The organism is Paenibacillus sp. GL_099_B, assembly GCF_057835695.1.
Map to the genome: position 1 here is coordinate 2,955,300 of NZ_CM174430.1, position 19,965 is coordinate 2,975,264.

Here is a 19,965-nt window from a genome sequence, read left to right on the forward strand (position 1 = left end):
TTAATGTTATAATAGGTTGCCAATATGATAAAAAAGGGTAATGGACAGTGGTGATGAATGATGAATAATAAATTTATCCGAATCTATGAAGATATTGCAGCTCGTATTCGGACTGGAGAAATTGAAGCAGGCACGTTGCTTCCCTCGGAACTGGATTTATCGGAAAGTTATCAAACGTCCAGAGAGACGATTCGCAAAGCGCTTAAAATGCTGTCTGAAGAAGGTTATATTCAGAAAATCCAAGGTAAGGGCTCCATTGTACTGGATATACGTAAAATTGATTTTCCTATTTCGGGCCTCGTTAGCTTCAAGGAACTGGCTAAAAAAATGGGACATCGGGCCAAAACGTACGTTAAGGTTTTTGAAGAAAAAAAGGTTGATCAGGCCTTGTTCAAGAAAATCAATTTTGGCCTGAATGAAAAGGTCTGGGAGATCAGACGTGTACGGCAAGTGGATGGCGAACATGTCATTCTCGATAAGGACCATATAAGCCAGAGGCTTATTCCCGGTTTGAGCAAGGAAATATGTAATGACTCCATCTTCGAGTACATTGAGGAAGAGCTCGGGCTGACCATCTCTTTTGCCAAAAAGGAAATTTTGGTGGAGGAGCCTACCGCTGAGGATAGGGAATTGCTTGATCTTGAAGGGTTCCACAATGTAGTTGTGGTTAGGAGCCAGGTTTACCTGGAGGATGCCAGTCAATTCCAGTTCACAGAGGCAAGGCATCGCCCGGACAAGTTCAGATTTGTGGACTTTGCCCGGCGCAGATGATATTCATTGACCATCCATATGAAACAGAGAGTACCTATTCACTTCTTTTAGGGGTGAACGAGGTGCTCTCTTTGTTTTGAAAACGATTTGAAGTGTTTAGGGGGTCGATTGCCAAATAGGGAGTGTGTTGATGGGGGAGGTAGCGAGTACAAAATAAATTCCTTATCATGGTAAAAATAACTTGACCAGTAAGCGTTTTCATTTTATTATATGTCCATAACCTTAACGATAAGGTAAATAAAATTAAATTATTTATCTTTATGTAAAGTTACTTGTTGATTTCAATAACCTTATTTATTATAAGTTACTCTTGATTTTAGTTAACTTATTGCCTTGAGCAGGGTTAATTGAAATAAATAAAAAAAATGTAGGAGGTTCTAGCGAATGGTCAAGTTGCAAAAGTGTACAGTCTTTACCGTAATAGCTGCACTTATGTTGGTGATTCTGGGGAGTGCTGCACCCAAAGCGTCTGCTGCTACAGGATTTTATGTAAGCGGAGGCAAATTGTACGATTCCACTGGCAAGGCATTTGTTATGAGAGGTGTCAATCATGGACATTCATGGTTTAAGAACGACCTGAACACAGCTATTCCTGCAATTGCCAAAACAGGTGCCAACACCGTACGGATTGTGCTCTCCAATGGCACACAGTACACCAAAGACGATCTGAACTCCGTTAAAAACATCATTAATGTTGTAAGCGCGAACAAAATGATTGCGGTGCTCGAAGTACATGATGCAACAGGTAAGGATGACTATAATTCGTTGGATGCAGCAGTAAACTACTGGATTAGCATCAAGGAAGCACTCATTGGCAAAGAAGACAGGGTTATCGTAAATATTGCGAACGAATGGTATGGAACATGGAATGGCAGTGCCTGGGCTGACGGGTACAAAAAAGCGATTCCGAAGCTGAGAAATGCTGGTATTAACAATACATTGATCGTGGATGCAGCGGGCTGGGGGCAGTACCCGCAATCCATCGTGGACTATGGACAAAGTGTATTTGCAGCGGATTCACAGAAAAACACCGTATTCTCGATTCACATGTATGAATATGCCGGTAAAGATGCTGCAACCGTAAAATCCAACATGGAAAGCGTATTGAACAAAGGACTTGCCCTGATCATCGGTGAGTTCGGTGGATACCACACGAACGGTGACGTCGATGAATATGCGATCATGAAATATGGTCAGGAAAAAGGCGTAGGCTGGCTCGCATGGTCTTGGTATGGCAACAGCTCCGATTTGAACTATTTGGATTTGGCTACGGGTCCTAACGGAAGTTTGACAAGCTTTGGAAACACAGTCGTCAACGACACTTACGGAATTAAAAATACTTCAAAGAAAGCAGGGATCTACTAGGGTCTAGTTTTGCTAAAATGATTCATCCAATCCACTAGCGACATTAAGCTTGTTGTGAGCAAAAAATCTCTTCCAAACACTCTGACCAACACGTCAGGGTGTTTTATATTGAAAGAAAAATTGTCAAAACAGAATTCTTTTGAATTTTTCCGTTTATATTTAAAATCTTTTGTTTTCAAAACAAAACAAAGATGATAAACTCTGATTAGGAATAAAACAAACATTATCGGAGGGGAACAAATGGTACAGAGTTTATGGAATTCATCTCAGGCTTCGGAGAAAACAACCGGACTGGAGCAGCTGGTCTACCGATCCAATCTGATTGGGTCAGATCGCCGTGTATGTAACATTTTCGGAGGCAACACGTCTACCAAAACGACGGTGAAAGATTTTCGCGGCCGTGATATAGAAGTGATGTATGTAAAAGGCAGTGGATCTGACTTGGCTTCCATGCAGGCGAAGCATTTTACAGGCCTTGGACTTGAAGACATTCGTCCATTAATCGAACGTGAATCCATGTCTGATGAAGAGATGGTCGAATATCTGGGACATTGCATGATCGATTCCAAGCATCCGCGTGCATCCATTGAGACATTGCTGCATGCATTCCTTCCATATAAACATGTGGACCATACCCATCCGGATGCGATTATTAGTCTGTGTTGTGCAGATAACGGAAAAGAACTGGCGAAAGAGATTTACGGGGATCGATTTGTATGGGTTCCTTATGTGCGTCCCGGATTCACACTATCCAAGATGATTGCTGAAAGCGTATTCTCGAATCCCAATGCCGAACTGGTTCTGATGGAGAAACACGGACTTGTGACTTGGGGAGAAACATCGGAAGAATGTTACGCGCAGACGATCAAAATTATTAATGAAGCGGAAGCCTTCATTGAAGCACGTGTTGACGAAGGAAACCTGTTTGGCGGAGAGAAGCATCCTGCGTTTGAGGCAGAAGTTCGTCGCCAGATCGTATCCAAAGTAATGCCGACCATTCGGGGAGCGGTATCGGATAGCAAAAAAATGATTTTGTCCTTTGACGATCAGGAGGATGTGCTTGCCTTTGTTGGTGGAGTGGATTCGCTGAAGCTGTCACAGGTAGGCGCGGCGTGCCCGGATCATTTGGTGCATACCAAAGTGGTACCTCTATTCATCGATTGGACACCGGACGCGGAGGATATTGAAGGGCTGAAATCCAAGCTGGTGGAAGGCGTGGCCGCCTACAAAGAACAATATCAACAATATTTTGAGAGCAACAAAAATGATGGTGACGTGATGTTCGAAGCTGCACCTCGCGTCATTCTTATCCCAGGTGTGGGCATGATCAACACAGGCAAGAGCTGGGCACTGTCCCAGGTAAGCGGGGCATTGTATCATAGAGCCATTGCGGTGATGCGCGGTGCGACAAGTTTGGGCCAATTCGTATCCCTCAGCGCCAATGAATCCTACAATGTAGAGTACTGGCCGCTTGAGCTTTACAAATTATCGCTGGCTCCGGCGGAGACTGAGTTTTCCCGCAAAGTGGCGTTTATTACCGGGGGTGCCGGTGGAATTGGAAGTGAAACCGCACGCAGATTGGTATCCGAAGGGGCACATGTCGTTCTCGCGGACCTCAACCTTGAAGGAGCACAGAAGGTAGCTCAGGAAATTAACGACCAATATGGTGCCAATCGAGCATATGCATTGAAGATGGATGTGACTGATGAGGAAGCCGTGCAATCTGCGTATGCCGAAGTTGCCGTACAATATGGCGGCGTGGATATTATCGTGAACAATGCAGGACTGGCCACCTCGAGTCCATTCGACGAAACATCGTTAAAAGAATGGAACTTGAACATGAATGTGCTGGGTACAGGGTACTTCCTCGTGGCACGCGAAGCCTTCAAGCTGATGAAACAACAGGGGATTGGCGGCAGTATGGTATTTATCGGGTCCAAAAACTCGGTATATGCGGGTAAAAGCGCTTCTGCTTACAGCTCGGCCAAAGCACTTGAGGCTCATTTGGCCCGCTGCATCGCGGCTGAAGGTGGGGAATACGGTATTCGTGTAAATACGATTCTCCCGGATGCTATTCTGCAAGGTTCAGCGATCTGGAACGGTTCATGGAGGAATGAACGTGCAGCGGCCTATGGTATCGAACCCGATCAACTGGAAGAGTACTATCGTAAACGTACGACTTTGCTCGTCAATATTTATCCGAGAGATATTGCGGAAGGCATCGCCTTTTTTGCCTCTTCCAAATCGGAAAAAACAACCGGATGTATGATGACGATTGACGGCGGTGTGCCAGCAGCATTTACACGATAATAAGGAGGGTTCTCGCACATGGAAAATCAGGTCAAGCAAGCATATGAAGCAGCCAAATCATTATATGCTCAGCATGGAATTGATACGGATGAAGTGCTGAAGAAGCTCGTGGAGATCAAAGTATCTGTTCACTGTTGGCAAGGGGACGATGTGAAAGGTTTTCTGAATAAAGACGGGGAACTTACGGGCGGAATATCCGTTACAGGTCAGTATCCGGGGGCTGCAACGACACCTGCAGAGCTTCGGGCAGACCTGGAGCAAGCCTTCTCCATGATTCCCGGCAAACATAAGGTCAATTTGCATGCGATCTATGCGGATACGGACGAACAAGTGGAGCTGGATCGGATTGAGCCGAAGCATTATGAGAACTGGGTGAAATGGGCCAAAGAACAGGGGCTTGGTCTGGATTTCAATCCAACCTGCTTTTCACATGAAAAATCAAGTGACGGCTTCACGCTAAGTCATGCCGATCCGGCGATTCGCAAGTTCTGGATCGATCATTGCAAAGCATCCCGCCGCATTGGCGCTTACTTTGGTGAGCAGCTGGGCCAGACCTGTGTAACCAATGTGTGGGTACCGGACGGGTTCAAGGATAATCCGGTCGATCGGATGACACCGCGGAAGCGGTTGAAAGATTCACTTGATGAGGTGTTTGCCGAGAAGCTTGATCCGAAGTATCATCTGGATGCGGTCGAGAGTAAGCTGTTTGGCCTCGGTTCCGAAGCGTATGTCGTTGGTTCTCATGAATTCTATATGGGCTATGGTCTGCAAAATGATACGTTAATCTGCCTCGATGCCGGACATTTTCATCCAACGGAAGTCATTTCTAACAAACTGTCTTCACTGGCCCTGTTTACCAACAGCATTCTGCTGCATGTCAGCCGTCCAATGCGTTGGGACAGTGACCATGTTGTCATTATGGATGATGAGCTGCTGGAAATTGCCCGCGAATTGGTACGTCATGATCTGCTTCCAACAACACATATCGGACTCGATTTCTTTGATGGAAGCATCAACCGGGTTGCTGCGTGGGTAGTTGGCACACGCAACACGATTAAAGCGTTGCTACGTGCGATGCTGGAACCTGTGGATGCTCTGAAATCAGCTGAGCTGGAAGGGGATTACACCCTTCGCCTTGCTTTGACGGAAGAGTTCAAGTCCTATCCTTTCGGCGCGATCTGGGATTATTATTGCGCCCAGCAGCAAGTACCTGTACGTGAACAGTGGATCGCTGAGATCAAAAACTATGAGCAGGAAGTTTTGCTTCAACGAGATAAATCTTTCGTATAGGATGATGCAGGCCACAGTGGAGAAGTTCTCCGCTGTGGCTTTTTTGCATGGAAATAGCTCAGAAATGCATAACTGCGGTCAGAATTTCCATACTAAAAATACATAGAAAAATGCAAAGCAGCAATGCTAATACTGCACGCAGAGGAGGATCAATCCGATTTGAATCTCGCCAACAACAAATTGTATATCGCGGCACTTGGCGGCTTGAATGAAATAGGCAAGAACATGTATCTTATCCAGTATAATCAGGACATCATTGTCATCGACTGTGGTTCCAAATTTCCGGATGAAACCCTGCCGGGCATTGATCTCATCATTCCGGATGTAACGTATCTGCTGGAAAATCAGGACAAGGTGAGGGCGCTTGTGGTTACTCATGGACATGAAGACCACATTGGCGGCATTCCCTATTTGTTAAAACAAATCAATATCCCTGTGTATGCATCCAGACTGACACGAGGATTGATTGAACTGAAACTGAAAGAGCATGGGCTGCTGCGCAAAGCGGATCTGCATACAGTTGATTCCAAATCCAGCATTACGCTGGGTGGAATTCAGGTTTCTTTTTTTGCGACCAGTCACAGCATACCGGATTGTCTAGGTATTTTCTTTCAGACACCTGGCGGGAATGTCGTCCATACTGGGGATTTCAAGTTTGATATGTCTCCCGTAAATGGGCCATATCCTGATCTGCACCGTATGGCCGAGATTGGCAAACAAGGTGTGCATGTGTTGTTGTCCGAGAGTACTAATGCAGAGAGACCCGGGTTTACGCCTTCCGAACGGATCGTTGGTGATCACATATTGGACGCGTTCATTCGTGCGAAACAAAAAGTGTTTATTTCAACCTTTGCGTCCAACGTAAGCAGGGTTCAACAGATTGTAAATGCGGCATTCGAGACGGGGCGCAAGCTGGCTCTGCTGGGCAGAAGCATGATTAATGTAGTGTCCGTAGCCAGTGAACTGGGATACCTGGATGTACCTGAGGGGCTGCTCATTGAGGCCATTGATTCAGATCAGTTTCCACCTGATGAGGTCGTTGTGCTCTGTACGGGAAGCCAGGGAGAAACGATGGCTGCATTATCCCGTTTGGCCGCCTCCAAGCATCCTCATGTGAAGATCACACCTGGAGATACTGTCATTATTGCTGCGGGAGCAATCCCAGGGAATGAACGCAATCTTGCGCATGTCATTGATAATCTGTATGTGCTCGGTGCACGCGTTATATATGGTTCGAGCGGTGCAGCAGGCATGCATGTATCCGGTCATGGCAGCCAGGAAGAGCTCAAACTGATGCTAACCCTGATGAAGCCTGATTATCTAATTCCAGTTCACGGTGAGTTCCGCATGCTGTATCAGCATAGACAACTGGCGGAGTCTGTGGGGATCGAACGGGATCATGTATTTATCGTGAACAATGGGGATATGATTCAGTACAAAGACGGCGTGGCTTCTCCCGGCCCCAAAATTCCTTCAGGTAACAGTCTTGTCGATGGTCTGATTATGGGAGATGTCGGGAATATTGTGCTGCGTGATCGCAGGCAACTGTCCTCCGATGGAATGCTGGTGATTGTGACTACGCTGAGCAAAACGGAGAAGCATATGGTTACTTCACCTGAAATCATCTCCAGAGGTTTTGTGTTTGTGAAAGACTCCGAAGAATTCATGAAAGAGATTCATGAGCTGGTTCAGAACAAGATGGATGAGTTAACCGGAGGCGGAGCGAATCAGTGGAATGTGATCAAAAGAAAGCTTAAAGACGAGATCGGTCATTACATCTACGCCCAGACGAAACGAAGACCGATGATCCTGCCCATTATTATTGAAGTTTGAGAAAAGTGGAGCAGAGCGATGTATAGAGATTAAGTTTAAGATAGTCAAAAGCCTGAGAAATGTCGGATCATACCGTTTTTCGTATGAACCACACATTTCAGTCAGGCTTTTATTGTTAATAACCTATTGATCCTTCAGCAATCCAGATTGTCTCACAGAGGAGAGGAACTGGTTGAACTGCTCAATGTTCAATTGCTGTGCGCTATCGGAGAGGGCTACCGCTGGATTCGGATGAACCTCAACCATAACACCATCTGCACCCGCTGCAAGAGCTGCCTTAGCACAAGGGGCAAGGATATCTTTACGCCCGGTCGAGTGAGTGACGTCCACAAGCACAGGCAGATGAGTTTCCTGTTTCAGAATCGGCACAGCAGAGATGTCTAGTGTGTTTCGTGTTGCTTTTTCATAGGTGCGGATGCCGCGTTCAATCAGCATGACCTGTTTGTTCCCACGGGAGACGACGTACTCCGCAGCATGAACGAATTCATCAATGGTTGCCGCCAAACCGCGTTTCAGCAGAATAGGAATCCGAACATCACCGGCAGCCTTGAGCAGTTCAAAGTTTTGCATGTTACGGGCACCGATCTGGATTACATCAATATACTGGCCAGCCAGCTCAATATGACTTGGATGCACAATCTCACTTATTGTTTTCAATCCGAACTCGTCGGCAACTTCCTTCAGAATTTTCAATCCTTCGATTCCGAGTCCCTGGAAGTCATATGGGGAAGTACGAGGTTTGAATGCACCACCGCGCATCACGGTAATGCCGGCTTCTTTCAGCGCTGCTGCGACCTCGCGTACCTGCTCATAACTTTCAACCGAGCACGGTCCGGCGATCATAATTGGTTTGCCTGCGCCAACCTTGACGTTTCCGATGGACACGACAGTATCTTCCTGCTGATTTTTGCGGCTCACGAGCAGCTGTTTCTTGTGTTCGTCGACCTGAAGATTCAGGGAAGCCTGGAAAATCTGTTTGAACAGAAGTTTGATGGCATCATCTTGGAAAGGCCCCGGATTGGCGGCAGTCAGTTCCTCCAGCATTTCTTTTTCGCGAACCGGATCAAATTTGGGGACACCCTGTTTTTCCTTGATTTGACCAATTTCCTGTGTAATTTGGGCCCGTTCTGACAACAAGTGCAGGAGGTTATGATTAATCTCACTCAATCGGCCTCTTAATTGTTCCAAGTTCATGCTTTGATCCATGCTGATCCACTCCTTCAATTTAGATATATGAAAAAACACAAAAAGGCCCTTCATCCGTAAGGGACGAAGAAGCCGTGGTACCACCCTAATTAGAAACGTACTGCTGATTGAATACAGCCGATCTGTTTCTCACTTTGACCTTTTAACGCAAGGAACGGATTGTCCTAGAAGCTATATCCATGAGGAGCAGCTCTTCAGCAATCGGCTCGGGAGTGAACTTCGGCGGCGTGTTCCTTTCGGGTGCTCTCAGTCTTTGGCACCACGTCCCTGTAATGAACGATAACTCCGCGTACTCTTTCCGTCATAGCCTGTATGAATAATGATGTTCTGTTCTGTATTTCATGATGCACGTTATGAATTGAAGTTATACTAGCATCTCATGTTCCTTGTCTGCAAGAAGCTGAATTAATGCCATGCATCAATAACGCTTTACTGTGATGCATTATCCATGTGCTTCCAGTGTTCTGTGAGATTTACTAATGACTCCATGGGAATAGTATTCGCAAGGGTTTGCCATTCGAAGTATAATATAAGGTAATATAAGTGAATTCAAGCGAATGAGAATAAGAGGAGAAGTTATGAATAAAACGATTTCGGATATCGCCCAAATGGCAGGCGTGGCGAAGAGCACAGTCTCTCGTTTCCTGAATGGTGGTTCTGTTAGTGAGGATACAAGGGAGAAAATTGAGCGCATTATTAAACAATACAATTACGTACCCAATACGTTTGCACAGAGTCTCAAGGCAAAAAAAACCAGTATTATTGGAACGGTTGTTCCTCGTCTGGATTCCTTTGCAACCTCTCAGACATTGATCGGTATCGATGAAGAATTAAGAAATAATCAGTATCAGATGCTGATCGCAAATACGAGCCAGGATATGCAGCGTGAGATTGATGCCATATATGACTTTGCCAGACAGAAGGTATCCGGCATTATTCTGCTTGCCGCAGAAGTGACCGACGCACATCTCAAAGCCGTTGAAGACATTGGAATTCCGGTGCTATTGGTAGGACAGCAGCATGAACAGCTACACAGTCTGGTTCATAATGATGATCAGGCGGGGTATGAGATGGGTAAGCATGTTGTGGAAAAGGGACATCGGAAAATCGTCTATATTGGGGTTACCGAGAGAGATCAGGCGGTGGGTATCCATCGCAAACAGGGGTTCAAGCGTGCGATCGACGAATGTGGCGGATGTGATGTGACGTATTATGAGACAAGCTTCAAAATGTCCGAGGCGATCATTACCGCAGAAGCGATTTTGAAAGAAAGCAAACCGACGATTATTGTGGGCGCAACAGATAACATCGCACTGGGTGTGATGAAGATTGCTTTTTCCAATAAGATACAAATCCCGCAGGATTTATCCGTTACCGGATTTGGCGGTTATGAAATTACCGAGATGATTCATCCTACACTAACGACAGTAAAATATCATTATTTTGAGGCAGGTCAAGTGGCGGCCCAGCACATTATTCGTCTGGTAAAAGGTGAGCCAGTGGAGCAGTGCACGATCCTTGATGTGGAGATTATTCCACGAGAAAGCGTTGACAAGATATAAATGAATCCTTTATGATAATTCCATCGAACCGGTTCCACACTAAATGTCCACTACGGATATGGGAACATGGTGGCAGGCGAAAAAGCCATATGGAATTATTTTTTTGAGCGCACTGGAACCGGTTCCTCTAATTTTTGGATTTTTAAAATAAATTAAATTAAGAGTTACACGATCACGGAGAGGGCAGAAAAAATCTATAGAAACGTAGTGTTCGCCTTTATCAACGGATTTCACCCTTTAGAAAAGGGATCAAGGAAATCTGGGGATAACAGCGATCGGAGGATTGTTCTGCCATCGAAGTGGCCAAGTGTAAAATTTCTTGGTCTAATTTATATTAGCTAGGATGGAGAACACTTTTTATGAAAATGACTAGAGAGCAACGCTACAGACGAATCGAGCAGGCAGAGCCTGGAGAAATAGGCAAGCTGGAAGGTTTGATCTCTGCTTGTCCATGGAGACAGCATTACCATATCCAGCCGATAACCGGACTGCTTAACGATCCTAACGGATTCTCTTATTATCAGGGGTATTATCATCTGTTCTACCAGTGGTTCCCACTCGGGACCGAGCATGGATTGAAGTATTGGTACCATACCCGTTCAACGGATCTGGTGCACTGGGAAGAAGTTGGAATCGGAATTCAGCCGGGCGACACATATGACTCACACGGGGCATATTCGGGCAGTGCTATTGAAAAAGAAGGCCAGCTCAATCTGTTATACACAGGCAATACAAGAGATGAAGATTGGATCAGGCATCCGTATCAGTGTCTGGCGATTATGGATGAAAGCGGTTCAATAACCAAAGTGCATCAACCTGTGATCACAGAAGTACCTTCTGGCTACACGGAACATTTCAGAGACCCCAAGGTTTGGCAGCAGGGTGACACGTATTATTGTGTGATTGGAGCCCAGCGTGTAGATGAAACGGGATGCACGGTATTATATCGCTCGTCAGATCTCAGAAACTGGACGTTTCTAGGAGAGATTCATACTGGGCTACCTAACTTTGGCTACATGTGGGAGTGCCCCGATTATCTGGAGATGCAGGGTCAAGGTGTACTGATCTTTTCGCCACAAGGAATAGAGAGTCAGGAAGATGAGTATCAGAACATTTTTCAGTCGGGCTATCTGATTGGTGAACCACTGGATCTTCAGACAAGGCACTTCGAACATGGTCTGTTTCAGGAGCTGGATCGTGGATTTGACTTTTATGCCCCGCAGACGATGCAGTCGCCGGATGGAAGACGAATTTTGGTGGGCTGGATGGGACTTCCCGATTTGGAGTATCCGACAGATAAGAGTGGATGGGCACATTGCCTCACGATTCCTCGGCAGTTGTCACTCCGAGAGGGGAAGTTAATTCAGCAGCCAGTCTCTGAAATGGTGAAGCTGCGCGGGGATTCTGAAGGGACTCATATGGAATTCACACTTGATCATGAGACTCGATCTTTCGCAGACTTTGCTGGAATGGCTTATGAATTGGAGTGTGAAATCCGTGATTTTGACGCAGAGGTTGTAGGCCTTGAATTGAGGGCGAGTGCAGAAGAGAAGACCGTGCTGCAGTATGATCGGTTGGCACAGAAAGTAATCCTGGATCGCTCCCAGTCAGGCGCCACGCTCGCGGATCAGAATGGGAATGTACGGCGCTGCGCATTGAATGCAGACGTGCTTAAGTTCCATATCTTTGTGGATTCTTCTTCCGTTGAGATCTTTGTCAATGATGGAGAAGAGGTATTCACAAGCCGTATCTTCCCAAGCAAGGAAAGTGTGGAGATTCGCTTCTTTGCACATGGGGGTAAGGCAGGATTTCAGGCATCAAAATGGGATTATTAGATATAACGTGAGAGGAATGAAGAACCATGTCGGATAATCAGCAGATTGCCCAGGACGTTATTCGTGCCATCGGGGGCAAAGAAAATATCGCATCATTTGCACATTGTGCAACACGTCTTCGCATCATGGTGAATGACAAGGACAAGATCGATCAGAAGCAGGTCGAGAACATCGACAAAGTTAAAGGGGCCTTTTTCAACTCGGGCCAGTATCAGATCATTTTTGGAACAGGAACAGTGAACCGGATATTTGAAGAGGTTGAGAAGCTGGGCATCGAAGGGTCTTCCAAGGAGGACGTGAAGAGTCAGGGTAAAAAGGAAGGCAATGCTTTTCAACGGGCCATTCGTACGTTCGGTGACGTTTTTGTACCGATTATCCCTGTGCTCGTAGCAACGGGACTGTTCATGGGTCTGCGGGGGCTGCTCACTCAAAATGAAATTTTATCGCTGTTTGGTGCAACACCGGAGGACATTTCGCCCAATTTCCTGTTATTTACTCAGATCCTGACGGACACGGCATTTGCATTTCTGCCTGCACTGGTAGCCTGGTCTGCGTTCCGAGTGTTTGGCGGGAGTCCGGTTCTCGGCATCGTTTTGGGTCTGATGCTTGTGAATCCTGCGCTGCCGAATGCATACGCTGTGGCCGATGGATCAGCACAACCGCTGCATATGTTCGGATTCATACCGGTGGTCGGGTATCAGGGTTCCGTACTGCCTGCATTCTTCGTAGGATTGATCGGAGCGAAGTTTGAGAAGGTTCTGAGAAGACGCGTACCAGAGGCGCTTGACTTAATTCTCACCCCTTTTATTACACTGACGGTTATGATTACGCTTGGTCTCTTCGCGATTGGTCCGGTATTCCATTCCCTTGAGGAGTGGGTGCTGCATGGGACAACAGCCGTATTGGGACTGCCATTTGGTATTGCGGGTATTATTATTGGTTTCTTCCATCAAATTATTGTTGTTACCGGTGTACATCACATCTTTAACTTTCTGGAGATTCAATTGCTGGAGAAAACGGGCTTTAATCCGTTCAACGCGATCATTACATGTGCCATGGCTGCGCAAGGAGCAGCTTGTCTGGCGGTGGGGTTGAAGACCAAAAATACAAAGCTGAAGGCACTCGCACTTCCTTCGTCATTCTCTGCATTTCTAGGGATTACTGAACCTGCAATCTTCGGGGTTAACTTGCGATACATGAAACCGTTCATCATGGGTCTTGTCGGAGGCGCTGTGGGTGGATTTATCGCATCTTTGTTCCATTTGCAAGGTACAGGTATGGCGGTGACGGTTATTCCGGGCACGCTCTTGTATTTGAATAGTCAATTGCCTTTGTACATTTTGTCCAACGTAGTGGCTATGGGAATTGCATTTGCACTTACCTGGTTCTTCGGATATAAGGATCAGCCTGTTGCGGAGGAAGTTCCGAGCAATGCAGGAGAAGAGAGCAAGTCGGAAGTTCTGTCACAAAATTCAAACTCATCTGCCAGCCAGGCCGTTAACCATCGCACCAAGGTAGATATGTTGGAGATTGCATCACCGATTACAGGTACAGCTGTTGCTTTGGAGCAGGTTCCTGATCCTGCATTCTCGGAAAAGCATATGGGAGAAGGGATCTCTATTGAGCCTTCTGAGGGCAAAGTATTTGCACCTTTTGACGGTGTCATCGCTCATGTAATGAACAAGAGCAAACATGCCGTAATTCTGGAACATGAAACAGGTGTTCAGATGCTTGTGCATATTGGAATTAATACCGTTGGAATGAAGGGTGAAGGTTTTACCGCATATGTGAATAGCGGAGACACCGTTACCGCAGGACAAGTGTTGATTGAATTTGACATGGAAGCGATCCAGGCTGCCGGGCTGCCATTGATTACACCTGTGCTCATCCCGAATGGGAACGAAAGGATTAAACAGGTAATGGCAACTATGACTGGCCCAGTTCAAGCCAATGGGGAAGCACTAATTGTTGTGAAATTTACTGAACCGCAATAAGCGTAAACTTTTGAAAAAGTCAGGTTGAAAAATGCAAAGAGACCCGGTGTATATCACCAAGGTTTCTTTGCACTTTTATGTATCTTTTCTACTTAACGGAAGGTGTCAAAAAGAATAGTACGTGAGTGCATATTGCATCAGGAAGGCACGAATTTCTTCCCGGCTTAACATCACATCAGATGCGCTGCCTTGCACCAGGTTGAGAAGCAAATCGCTAAAGGCTTCGTGCAGGAACAGCATGCGTTTATTTCCCCATAGCTCTTGATGCTGCTGAATATATTGCGTGACCTGTGACAGCTCCATGCCTTTTAAAGCTCTGAACACCGAAGCCCATTTTACCAGATCAGGGGGATGGGAACCCTCAGGTAATTCAAATTCGGCAAAACCATGAACATTCCCGCATGAGATTTTGAACAACCCGCAGTAACAGGATGAATGTTCCCGCGCTATGAAAGGTAATTTTCGCATATCGTACCGAATAATCTCCATGGAACTAATCCGAGCATCAACACGAATCTCCGATCGAATCTCCACATCACAACTTGCAATCACACGATCCAACCTCCGTAGGAAAAATCATCTTATTGTTTTCTATTGTTTTCGTTATCCTGCCGATTATGTTACGACTGAACACAGCTCAAGTAAAATCAAATGGGATGGATATACGCCTGATTTTCCGATTGTTGGTTTGGAATTCACACATGTAAGCGGTTAACAAGAGATATATCTGCATTTTGGACACGAATAACTCGATTTTTTCTTCCGCTCATGACAGACCGAGCAACATGCCGTATGACAGCGAAAAGAGGAGATTAGGCAAGAAATGCTCACCTGGATTGCCTGGAATCGATCAGAACGCTGCAGAAATCGGATGCAGTTCAATTGCGGAGATGCAGACAGAGGACTATGATTCGCACATAACGTACTCCAGATGGCATTTGCAGGATCTGATGTGAAGGCGAGGTTGGCGGCAATGGATGAAGCAATGATGGTGGTATCGACAGGGCACGGTGAGGCGGGAAAGAATTTTGTGGATGTATTATTGAAGAGGGGATTTGCGGTTGTTGTGCTTGCACACAGCGAAGAAGAGGGGGAACAACTTCAATCGCTTGGTGCAGTCACCGTTCGTTACATTCAGGAAATGGCAGACCGTAACCAGCTTCCGCTCGAATTTGTAGTAAAAAACGCCTTTGTATTCGAAAATAGCTTGCCGCAGTGCTGTCAGGACATTGAGCTGTGTCGCAGCTTGTGTCCGCAACAACTCTATGTCGTTTCCAGCAACAGGGCTCATGTTGGGCTTGTTTATAAAGGCTTGGGAGCAACATATGTCATTCACAGCCGGAGTGGAGATATTTCATTTTTATTGTGAAGCCACTGATAGTGGGTCCCCGTCGTCATTAGGCTTAACCAAGTATAAATGAAAAAACGTTGTGTCCAGAGCCTGTTGCCCTGGACACAACGTTTCGTGAATTGAATTCCTATGTGCTACACATTGAGCTGTGAAACTCTATTAGGAAGAGATTCCGACAACACTGGAACCATTCTTCGTAATTTTGTACGTAATGACGTCTCCGCTCCAGAAGTGGAACTTGAGAATGACTTCGCCATTATTCGTTTCGTTGAAGAAGTTTTGTTTCAGTTCAATGACGTTGCTACTATAATTTGGACTGAAAGCGTAGGAAAATTCTTTAAAAGAAGTCCAGTTTTGCGGACCTGCGTTTCCGCCACTTGTATAAGTTGCTTCCATGGTGGCCAGCTGATTGCCATTAAAGGTAGTCGGAATCGCAAACGAGCTCGTTGTGCCCGTTACATTGCTCAGTTTAGGCGTATCATATTTGATGATATTCAGGTTCCAGTTTGCGCCTTTGTTGAATTTTACGGTCAACTTGGCATTAACACCAAGATTGCCTGAAGTGGTCAGTCTGGTCAACAGACGGGATTTCAATGTCAGCACATCACCACTGATCGTATAATCTGTACCTTGAACAAGGGTAGTGCTGCCATTAGCAAGAGAGCTAAATGTATTGCCATTGAGATTCAGTTTTACTGTTTTATCCTGAATTGCAGCCCCTTTTTTCAGATAAACCAGATCCGATTCAGCTGTGGAGGAACGACCTGTCCAGCTTGCTTTCATCGTGTTATACAGATCCTGATCAGACCAGGTGAAGCTGCTACGGCCAAAATGCTGTCCATTATCCCATAACATGGTGGTCATCTGTTTCTGACGTAGGTACTGGCCAATAAATTCAAAGAATTTTAACTTCTCACCTTGCTCAATGACGCCTGTGTGCTGATCAAAGCCGAGTAAGCCATACTCACCGACGATAACCGGAATACCTTTGGCTGTGAATGCATTGTACACTCGGTCAAATGTATCCGTAATATCTTGTTGCACTTCAGCATTATATTTGGTGTACCCTGCGATATTAACGCTGAATGGCCAGAAACCATAGTAGTGAACGGTAGCGATAATGTTAGGGTCATTCAATTTCGCAATTGTCTGGGATAATGCATCCAGATCTGGTTGAGCGGAAGAGGTATGCATCGTTGGGAGGACCAATGGACGTGTTGCATTATTTCCGCCCGATGCTCTCACGATGTTATGAAAAGATACATTCAACTCATCCAGCAAAGCGTAAGCAGTAGCGGTATTCGTTGTACCACCTTCGGTGAAGCGTGGTTCATTTACACTTTCGAACATCAGCTTAGTGGATGAGTTTTTGAATTTGTTTGCAATTTGAGTCCAGGCAGAATTGTAACGAGCAAGAACATTGGCATGGTCATTCTCCATATAGCTGATCCACTGCCATGAATCGTGATGGATATTGATCATGACATACAGATTGGCATCCAGGGCCCAGTTTACAACCTGTTGTACACGATTCATGTAAGCGGTATCAATAGTGTAGTTAGGTGCTCCTCCTATATGAGCTTGCCAGGTCACTGGAATACGAATGCTCTTGTAGCCTTGATTGGCGATATTTTGAATCAGTTGCTGAGTGATCAGAGGGTTACCCCAGGCCGTTTCATCTGTACCAACAGCGTCCAGCGAGTTACCCAGATTCCAGCCCGGCTCCATCGCAGTAACATAGGACTGAATATTGGTTGGAGCAGCGGCTGCATTTGCCTGAATCGAGTCATCTGTAGCAGCAGAAGCGAAGGCTGATGAGAACAGGGATAGGATCATTGCCGTTACGATAGTGAGTGAGAGGGCCGATTTGCGGTTTTTGTTCATTAACATATTCTCCTTTGTAATTATAATCGATGAACTAAAAATAGAGCGCTTACAAAAATTGGCGATTTAAGTTTAGCATAGAACAAGAACCTAGATTGATTTAAATGGAATCACCACCAAATTAAGTATTGAAAACGTTTTCCGAAATGCAAATATATCATGATTTATTCAAAGAAAATACCATGATAATTGGATGATAATTCATGTGAAAATTAGTGATTATGACAATTATGGAATATCGTAGGGTATGATACAGATTACTTTTTTACATGAAAAACTTCTGTGGATAACAGCATTAATTCTACAATTTGTGTGTTCATATATTGCGGGGGCGTTGGAAAATCTTCTTCAATCCAGCGAATCAAAAGACCTGCGACTCCATGTGCCCGATAGATATATAACCATTTGGGATCAATTACCGACCCTTCCTCAAGCTCATACTCGTATTCTGCTACAAAAAGATCCTCAATGACTCTCGCCATTTGGTAGCGGAAATCCACCTGGATATGATCACTTAATAACAATTTGTATAATGCAGCTTGTTCTTTCAAATATGTAAACAGCGTGATATCTTCGGCATGCATTTCTTTTAAATTGACTTTGGTAATGTACCTGTAGGGATTCTTGATCTGTTGAACAAATTCGACTAGAACCTCCTAAATAATCTCACGAAGCAAATCCTCTTTGGTTGCGAAATTGGCATAAAATGTGCCCCGATTATAATTGGCCTCCCGGACAATTTCAGATATGGAGATCTGTTGAAAAGGCTTTTGTGAAAGCAAGCGTAGAAAAGTTTCTTTGATATCCGACTTGGAACGCAAGATGCGTTTGTCAATTCGATCTGTCATGAATAGTTCACCTCGTTTACAGTATCGTTCATGTCACTTAATTCTGCAACTTGGTGTACAAAATACGATCAAGTGTACAGTAACGTACAATTCTAGGCATATTACGGATTGAATAAGGTCAATGATATAGATATATTGAGGATTGTTTAAAATTAATATTAATGGAGGTATTCATATGACATTTCCCGTATTGGAAGGTAAAGTGGCCATTGTAACAGGGGCAGCGATGGGCATGGGTGAAGCAACTGCTCAACTTTTTGCAGCTGCCAAAGCAAAAGTAGTCGTTGCAGATTTTAACGAAGAGAAAGGACAGGCTGTCGTTGAATCCATTCGTGCGGCTGGTGGTGAATCCGCTTTCGTGAAAGTCGATATTTCCAAATCGGAAGAAGTACAAGCAATGGTGAAATTTGCAGTTGAGACTTATGGACAACTGGACGTGGCCGTTAATAATGCCGCACTCACGCCAGATGACAAACCAGCAGCTGAATTTGACGAAGCCTACTGGCATCGCTTGATTTCGGTTGACCTGACAGGTACTGCGTTGTGTATGAAATATGAACTTCAGCAAATGCTGAAACAAGGCAAAGGCGGTTCCATTATTAACATTTCATCGGTGAGCGGATTCCGTCCTCAACCCAACAACATTGCTTATGTAGCTGCCAAGCATGGCGTGGTTGGCATGACCAAAGTAGCCGCGATGGAAAACGGACCACACAACATTCGGGTTAACTCGGTTGCTCCAGGAGCAATAGATACCCCAATGCTACGAGGTGCTTTGGATCAATTCGGTTTCACGGCAGAGGAATATGCTCCTCAGTTGAGCTTGCTTAATCGTTTTGGACAACCTAATGAAATTGCTCAAGCAAGTCTCTGGCTGGCATCTGACGCCGCCTCCTATATCACAGGCACTACGATCCACGCCGATGCAGGATATACGTCACGCTAATAAAATTGACTGGCCCTAATTCTTGCTAAATTTTATCCTTTTATAGTGGGAATGGTCAGGAATAATAAACGATAGACAAAAGCCGTGTCCTACGTGAACAGATTGATATTCTGTTTACGTGGGTACGGCTTTGTTCGTAAATTCAGTTCAAGATTACATTATACAACTAGCGATATCAGGAGTCGGCCTTTACCACTGTTGAGTTCATGTTGCCTGTCAGTCGTTGCGGAGGGAAGACCATGCGCACAGGTGCGATGATGATCGCAGCGAACAAGGCTTTGATTAGATCACCGATGATGTAGGGATAGAACCCTTGTATCATGGCTTCGGGTAATGACATTTTGTAGGCATAGGCCAACCAGGGCACGCCCGAAACATAGATCAACATTGAACCAAATACCTCAAATACGATAAAGGCCAGGAAATAACCAACGAATCCGTTCAGTTTGATTCTGCTGAGTAATAACCCAATGAGCAATGCGGAGAAGGGCCACATCATGACATATCCCCCGGTAGGCCCAAGGAGTACTGCAAGTCCGCCTGCGCCATGCAGAAGCGGGAAGCCAATTGCAGTCAGGACTACGACCAAAGCGACACTTAGAAAACCATATAATGGGCCAAGCAGTCCTCCTGCCAGCATAACCGCAAGTGTTTGCAATGTAATCGGCACAGGAGAGAAACCAATGGGAATACTTATGTAACCAAAAAGAACAAGTATGGCTGCCATCAGTGCGCTGAATACAATACCTCGCAAAGATAATTTCATGTTT

Annotated in this window: 16 protein-coding genes; 10 read left to right on the top strand and 6 right to left on the bottom strand. The window is 45.4% G+C overall.

Annotated features, from left to right (window positions below; all coding sequences use genetic code 11):
* The first annotated feature begins 60 nt into the window (after positions 1-60).
* From treR to AC3ITG_RS13780, 5 genes are all read left to right on the top strand, one after another.
* Positions 61-771, top strand: coding sequence for a trehalose operon repressor (gene treR, locus AC3ITG_RS13760; protein WP_079694432.1), 711 nt, complete (start codon positions 61-63; stop codon positions 769-771).
* Positions 772-1,203: 432 nt separating this feature from the next.
* Positions 1,204-2,136 carry a glycoside hydrolase family 5 protein gene (locus AC3ITG_RS13765; protein ID WP_489254461.1) on the top strand — a complete coding sequence of 311 codons (933 nt, stop codon included), beginning with the start codon at positions 1,204-1,206 and terminating at the stop codon, positions 2,134-2,136.
* Between the two features lie 240 nt (positions 2,137-2,376).
* Positions 2,377-4,446 carry a bifunctional aldolase/short-chain dehydrogenase gene (locus AC3ITG_RS13770; RefSeq protein ID WP_489254045.1) on the top strand — a complete coding sequence of 690 codons (2,070 nt, stop codon included), beginning with the start codon at positions 2,377-2,379 and terminating at the stop codon, positions 4,444-4,446.
* Positions 4,447-4,464: 18 nt separating this feature from the next.
* Positions 4,465-5,736: an L-rhamnose isomerase gene (gene rhaA / locus AC3ITG_RS13775; RefSeq protein ID WP_489254046.1), complete on the top strand. Its 1,272-nt coding sequence runs from the start codon at positions 4,465-4,467 to the stop codon at positions 5,734-5,736.
* 123 nt (positions 5,737-5,859) lie between these two features.
* Positions 5,860-7,569, top strand: coding sequence for a ribonuclease J (locus AC3ITG_RS13780; protein WP_489254047.1), 1,710 nt, complete (start codon positions 5,860-5,862; stop codon positions 7,567-7,569).
* 123 nt (positions 7,570-7,692) lie between these two features.
* Here AC3ITG_RS13780 and AC3ITG_RS13785 read toward each other — a convergent pair whose 3' ends face one another.
* Positions 7,693-8,775 carry a bifunctional 3-deoxy-7-phosphoheptulonate synthase/chorismate mutase gene (locus AC3ITG_RS13785; RefSeq protein ID WP_489254048.1) on the bottom strand — a complete coding sequence of 361 codons (1,083 nt, stop codon included), beginning with the start codon at positions 8,773-8,775 and terminating at the stop codon, positions 7,693-7,695.
* Positions 8,776-9,353: 578 nt separating this feature from the next.
* Between AC3ITG_RS13785 and AC3ITG_RS13790 the strand changes: the two genes are divergently transcribed.
* The 3 genes from AC3ITG_RS13790 (at position 9,354) to AC3ITG_RS13800 (ending at position 14,166) form a co-directional block, all read left to right on the top strand.
* Positions 9,354-10,337 (top strand): LacI family DNA-binding transcriptional regulator, encoded by a 984-nt coding sequence (locus AC3ITG_RS13790; RefSeq protein ID WP_489254049.1) that lies wholly within the window; start codon positions 9,354-9,356, stop codon positions 10,335-10,337.
* Between the two features lie 359 nt (positions 10,338-10,696).
* Positions 10,697-12,172 carry a glycoside hydrolase family 32 protein gene (locus AC3ITG_RS13795; protein ID WP_489254050.1) on the top strand — a complete coding sequence of 492 codons (1,476 nt, stop codon included), beginning with the start codon at positions 10,697-10,699 and terminating at the stop codon, positions 12,170-12,172.
* A 26-nt stretch (positions 12,173-12,198) separates the two neighbouring features.
* On the top strand, positions 12,199-14,166 hold the full coding sequence (locus tag AC3ITG_RS13800; RefSeq protein WP_489254051.1) for a sucrose-specific PTS transporter subunit IIBC: 1,968 nt from the start codon (positions 12,199-12,201) through the stop codon (positions 14,164-14,166).
* Between the two features lie 105 nt (positions 14,167-14,271).
* On the opposite strand, the gene AC3ITG_RS13805 is transcribed toward AC3ITG_RS13800, so the two are convergent.
* On the bottom strand, positions 14,272-14,718 hold the full coding sequence (locus AC3ITG_RS13805; protein WP_489254052.1) for a hypothetical protein: 447 nt from the start codon (positions 14,716-14,718) through the stop codon (positions 14,272-14,274).
* A gap of 421 nt (positions 14,719-15,139) precedes the next feature.
* On the opposite strand from AC3ITG_RS13805, the gene AC3ITG_RS13810 reads away from it, so the two are divergent.
* A complete protein-coding gene (locus AC3ITG_RS13810) occupies positions 15,140-15,535 on the top strand; it encodes a hypothetical protein (RefSeq protein WP_413378132.1) in 396 nt (131 codons plus the stop codon).
* 141 nt (positions 15,536-15,676) lie between these two features.
* On the opposite strand, the gene AC3ITG_RS13815 is transcribed toward AC3ITG_RS13810, so the two are convergent.
* From AC3ITG_RS13815 to AC3ITG_RS13825, 3 genes are all read right to left on the bottom strand, one after another.
* Positions 15,677-17,401 (bottom strand): cellulase family glycosylhydrolase, encoded by a 1,725-nt coding sequence (locus tag AC3ITG_RS13815; RefSeq protein WP_489254053.1) that lies wholly within the window; start codon positions 17,399-17,401, stop codon positions 15,677-15,679.
* 257 nt (positions 17,402-17,658) lie between these two features.
* On the bottom strand, positions 17,659-17,985 hold the full coding sequence (locus AC3ITG_RS13820) for a TetR-like C-terminal domain-containing protein (protein WP_489254054.1): 327 nt from the start codon (positions 17,983-17,985) through the stop codon (positions 17,659-17,661).
* A 72-nt stretch (positions 17,986-18,057) separates the two neighbouring features.
* On the bottom strand, positions 18,058-18,249 hold the full coding sequence (locus AC3ITG_RS13825) for a TetR/AcrR family transcriptional regulator (protein ID WP_489254055.1): 192 nt from the start codon (positions 18,247-18,249) through the stop codon (positions 18,058-18,060).
* A gap of 175 nt (positions 18,250-18,424) precedes the next feature.
* On the opposite strand from AC3ITG_RS13825, the gene AC3ITG_RS13830 reads away from it, so the two are divergent.
* The gene (locus AC3ITG_RS13830) at positions 18,425-19,195 is read left to right on the top strand and encodes an SDR family NAD(P)-dependent oxidoreductase (RefSeq protein ID WP_413378138.1); all 771 of its coding nucleotides are present in this window, start codon (positions 18,425-18,427) and stop codon (positions 19,193-19,195) included.
* Positions 19,196-19,370: 175 nt separating this feature from the next.
* Here the strand turns inward: AC3ITG_RS13830 and AC3ITG_RS13835 are convergent, their stop codons facing one another.
* Positions 19,371-19,961, bottom strand: a complete 591-nt coding sequence (locus AC3ITG_RS13835; RefSeq protein WP_090949578.1) for a biotin transporter BioY — start codon at positions 19,959-19,961, stop codon at positions 19,371-19,373.
* Between the last annotated feature and the right edge of the window lie 4 nt (positions 19,962-19,965).

What these genes read in the sequence shown, in the direction of transcription:
- AC3ITG_RS13780 (WP_489254047.1), top strand. Translation starts at nt 5,860, where the DNA reads ATGCTAATACTGCACGCAGAGGAGGATCAATCCGATTTGAATCTCGCC.
- AC3ITG_RS13830 (WP_413378138.1), top strand. Translation starts at nt 18,425, where the DNA reads ATGACATTTCCCGTATTGGAAGGTAAAGTGGCCATTGTAACAGGGGCA.
- AC3ITG_RS13825 (WP_489254055.1), bottom strand. Translation starts at nt 18,249, where the DNA reads ATGACAGATCGAATTGACAAACGCATCTTGCGTTCCAAGTCGGATATC.
- AC3ITG_RS13835 (WP_090949578.1), bottom strand. Translation starts at nt 19,961, where the DNA reads ATGAAATTATCTTTGCGAGGTATTGTATTCAGCGCACTGATGGCAGCC.
- AC3ITG_RS13785 (WP_489254048.1), bottom strand. Translation starts at nt 8,775, where the DNA reads ATGGATCAAAGCATGAACTTGGAACAATTAAGAGGCCGATTGAGTGAG.
- AC3ITG_RS13770 (WP_489254045.1), top strand. Translation starts at nt 2,377, where the DNA reads ATGGTACAGAGTTTATGGAATTCATCTCAGGCTTCGGAGAAAACAACC.
- AC3ITG_RS13815 (WP_489254053.1), bottom strand. Translation starts at nt 17,401, where the DNA reads ATGAACAAAAACCGCAAATCGGCCCTCTCACTCACTATCGTAACGGCA.
- AC3ITG_RS13820 (WP_489254054.1), bottom strand. Translation starts at nt 17,985, where the DNA reads ATGCATGCCGAAGATATCACGCTGTTTACATATTTGAAAGAACAAGCT.
- AC3ITG_RS13800 (WP_489254051.1), top strand. Translation starts at nt 12,199, where the DNA reads ATGTCGGATAATCAGCAGATTGCCCAGGACGTTATTCGTGCCATCGGG.
- AC3ITG_RS13795 (WP_489254050.1), top strand. Translation starts at nt 10,697, where the DNA reads ATGAAAATGACTAGAGAGCAACGCTACAGACGAATCGAGCAGGCAGAG.
- AC3ITG_RS13790 (WP_489254049.1), top strand. Translation starts at nt 9,354, where the DNA reads ATGAATAAAACGATTTCGGATATCGCCCAAATGGCAGGCGTGGCGAAG.
- AC3ITG_RS13810 (WP_413378132.1), top strand. Translation starts at nt 15,140, where the DNA reads ATGGATGAAGCAATGATGGTGGTATCGACAGGGCACGGTGAGGCGGGA.
- treR (WP_079694432.1), top strand. Translation starts at nt 61, where the DNA reads ATGAATAATAAATTTATCCGAATCTATGAAGATATTGCAGCTCGTATT.
- rhaA (WP_489254046.1), top strand. Translation starts at nt 4,465, where the DNA reads ATGGAAAATCAGGTCAAGCAAGCATATGAAGCAGCCAAATCATTATAT.
- AC3ITG_RS13765 (WP_489254461.1), top strand. Translation starts at nt 1,204, where the DNA reads ATGTTGGTGATTCTGGGGAGTGCTGCACCCAAAGCGTCTGCTGCTACA.